Origin of the sequence: Neisseria iguanae (assembly GCF_003013245.1) — a bacterium.
GTDB classification, from domain to species: Bacteria; Pseudomonadota; Gammaproteobacteria; order Burkholderiales; family Neisseriaceae; genus Neisseria; species Neisseria iguanae.
In genome coordinates, this window is sequence record NZ_PXYY01000150.1 from 1 (window position 1) to 3,150 (window position 3,150).

General features: G+C 49.1%; 4 protein-coding genes and 2 tRNA genes. 3 read left to right on the forward strand and 3 right to left on the reverse strand.

Features of this window, described 5'->3' with window-relative positions:
* From C7N83_RS13505 to C7N83_RS14380, 3 genes are all read right to left on the reverse strand, one after another.
* On the reverse strand, positions 1-336 hold a 336-nt coding region (locus tag C7N83_RS13505; protein WP_425437527.1), incomplete at its 3' end, for an alpha/beta hydrolase.
* Between the two features lie 63 nt (positions 337-399).
* The gene (locus tag C7N83_RS13510; protein WP_106743247.1) at positions 400-1,191 is read right to left on the reverse strand and encodes a polyamine aminopropyltransferase; all 792 of its coding nucleotides are present in this window, start codon (positions 1,189-1,191) and stop codon (positions 400-402) included.
* Complete coding sequence (locus tag C7N83_RS14380; protein WP_146135180.1) at positions 1,188-1,454, reverse strand: hypothetical protein; 267 nt, start codon at positions 1,452-1,454, stop codon at positions 1,188-1,190. The genes C7N83_RS13510 and C7N83_RS14380 overlap by 4 nt, the downstream gene beginning before the upstream one ends.
* Positions 1,455-1,582: 128 nt before the next feature.
* Between C7N83_RS14380 and C7N83_RS13515 the strand changes: the two genes are divergently transcribed.
* From C7N83_RS13515 to panB, 3 genes are all read left to right on the forward strand, one after another.
* Positions 1,583-1,658 (forward strand) — tRNA-Thr (locus C7N83_RS13515).
* Positions 1,659-1,694: 36 nt separating this feature from the next.
* Positions 1,695-1,770: transfer RNA gene (locus C7N83_RS13520), tRNA-Thr, on the forward strand.
* A gap of 128 nt (positions 1,771-1,898) precedes the next feature.
* Positions 1,899-2,690 (forward strand): 3-methyl-2-oxobutanoate hydroxymethyltransferase, encoded by a 792-nt coding sequence (gene panB, locus C7N83_RS13525; protein ID WP_106743248.1) that lies wholly within the window; start codon positions 1,899-1,901, stop codon positions 2,688-2,690.
* Positions 2,691-3,150: the final 460 nt, after the last annotated feature.

The following is a 3,150-nucleotide window of genomic DNA, read 5'->3' on the forward strand; positions in this document are numbered from 1 at the left end:
GAAAGAGAAACCGGCCAACACGAATTTTTCCAGTTCGGGGTGTTGCGCGCGCGCGTAGTCGATGACGCAAATACAGTCGTCGGTTTCGCCTTTACCGTAATCGTGTTCGCCGCCGCTGTTGCCTACGCCGCGCAGGTTGGGCAGGTAGCAGTGAAAACCTAGCCCGGTCAGGGCTTTGGCGGCAGTTTGAATCACTTTGTTGGTATTGGTGCCGCCTTGCAGCGGGTTGGGGTGGTTGACCACCGCCACGCCGCAAGCCGTGCCTTGGGCAGGCAGATAAATGGTTTCTAATGGGCCGGCCGGGCCTGTAATGGCCGTGATTTCGGGCTTCAACATGATGGTTTCCTTTTGATTTTTCAGGCCGTCTGAACACGGATAAGGTTTCAGACGGCCTTGTTGTTATAAATAAAAATGTTTGCCGTTGTTTTGATTGTTGGCTTTCAAATCAGACAGCATGCGTTTGAAATTCAAATCATATAATCTACTGAGCCTGTCGGCGCGCTTTTTCAGGTTGTCGATATTTTGCTCTTTCGGGCTGCTTTGAAACGCCATCACCACCATATTACCGTGACTTTCTGCCGGTAATTCCAACACGCGGCCGTTGAACACTTTCAGCAAACGCTCGACAAAACGCTGATAACGTTTGTCGCCGCTCCACCAGTTGGTCACAAACACACCGTCAGACGACAAGGCTTGGCGGCAGTTTTCAAAAAATATCTCGCTCACCAAATCATCGATAATTTGTTCACCGTCGAAGCCGTCCACCAAAATCACGTCGGTATTGTAGCGGAACACTTTAATGTATTCTGCGCCGTCTGCTTCCACGATTTCAAACCGTTCGTCTTCAAACGGCAATTCGAACAAACTGCGTGCCACGGCGATCACTTGCGGATTGATGTTGACAGCGGTTTGCTTGGTGTCAGGCAGATAAGCGTCAATCCAGCGCGCAAACGACCCGCCGCCCAAACCGATTTGGGTGATGTGGCGCGGCGTGTTTTCGGCAAACAACAACCAGCCCATCATGGCACGGCTGTAGGACAAAACCAGTTCGGCAGGGTGGTCGAGGTTCATCGAGCTTTGAATTGTTGCGCTGCCTAAATGCAGTGAGCGGATATTGCCTTCTTCGGAAATGCTGGCTTCGGGTAAATGCGATTGTGGTCCGCGCAAGCGGCGGTAAGGGTGTTGGGTCATAGGGGATTGTGAAGTATTGGGAAAGTGTCGGCTATTTTAACAGATTGCAATGTATCTTTCAGATGGCCTGAAACCTTTGCAACATTCCCGGATTTAGGTTCAATTCGAAGCTGTCGGATCGCAGAACGTGCAGGCATATCATGAACAAGCCAAGCGTTCGGGAAGCGCTGCTCGAAGAAATGTGCCGATGCTGGAAATTTGGCAAAGGTCTCAGCGTGTTTCGAACTGTTGGTGCGGCTATCGGACGCATTAATTTTAATCATATTATTTGATTGAAATAAAATAAAGTATATTCAATTAAAAATCAAAGATTTTATGACCCGGCAGATTTTTTTTAGCGGCAAAGCACTTGTCAATGAACAAAGTTAACGGCATAATGCTGTCTCTCTTAGCCGGTATAGCTCAGTTGGTAGAGCACCTGACTTGTAATCAGGGGGTCCCGAGTTCGACTCTTGGTGCCGGCACCAGTTTGAAACTGCATTGCTTTTGAGCATTTTAGCAAAGCCGGTATAGCTCAGTTGGTAGAGCACCTGACTTGTAATCAGGGGGTCCCGAGTTCGACTCTTGGTGCCGGCACCAAATTAAACAGTTTAATCATGAATATGGTTAAGCTGTTTTTTTATTTTTTGACACATACTCAACACGAAAGCCTTATAATGGTCTCGTTTTAATCTGAGAAGGCCGTCTGAAAAGACAGGAGACCAATAATGATTACCGTTAACACACTCCAAAAAATGAAAGCCGAAGGCAGCAAAATTGCCATGCTTACTGCCTATGAAGCGAGCTTTGCCGCTTTGATGGAAGAAGCCGGCGTGGATGTTTTGCTGGTGGGCGATTCTTTGGGTATGACCGTGCAGGGGCGTACGTCGACACTGCAAGTGGGTTTGCGCGATATGTGTTACCACACCGAAGCTGTAGCACGCGGCGCAAAAAACGTTATGATTGTAAGTGATCTACCCTTTGGTGCGTATCAGCAAAGCAAAGAACAGGCATTTTCCGCTGCGGCGGAATTGATGGTGGCCGGTGCACACATGGTGAAATTGGAAGGCGGAGTATGGATGGCGGAAACAACCGAATTTCTGCAAATACGCGGTATTCCGGTGTGTGCGCATATCGGTTTGACACCGCAGTCGGTGTTCGCGTTCGGTGGCTATAAAGTGCAGGGGCGTGGTGACAAAGCTCAGGCTTTGTTGAATGATGCTAAAGCACATGATGAAGCGGGCGCGGCGCTTGTGTTGATGGAGTGCGTGCCGGCGCCATTGGCCAAACAAGTGACTGAAAGCGTTGGCTGCCCGACAATCGGCATTGGTGCCGGCGTGGATTGTGACGGTCAGGTTTTGGTCATGCACGATATGCTGGGTGTATTCCCGGGTAAAACCGCCAAATTCGTGAAAAATTTCATGCAAGGCAAAGACAGCGTGCAGGCGGCAGTAAAGGCTTATGTCGATGAAGTCAAAGCCCGAGCCTTTCCGACAGCTGAACATAGCTTTGCCGATTAAACAGTTATTTATATAAAAACAACCATGCCGCCTGAAAGTAAATTACTTTCAGGCGGCATGCGACCTTTGCGAAACCCCTAAAACCCTCTAAATTCCCTTTAAGCCGAATTTAGAGGGTTTTCTTCATGAGCAGCTTGTTCAAACAAACTACCGAAACCATGATTGCCAAACATATTGACCGGTTTCCATTGCTTAAAAACCACTTCATTACCGGCCGGCAACCGTTATCCCGAACAGCAAAAAGGCCGTTATACCCGTCATAACGGCGGCCGTCCCCCTTGTTCATGACTGTCCGTGTCCAACGCCGTTTAACCGGCCGATGCACAGCCTATCCGACCCCGGACACAGCCTCATTACCCGTATTGGCTTTTATCTCTTTTGTGGTTTTGACGAACCCGACACACCCGGGCACAGTACACTTTGCCGTTATCGTCACGGGTTGGCCCAAAACAATATCTTG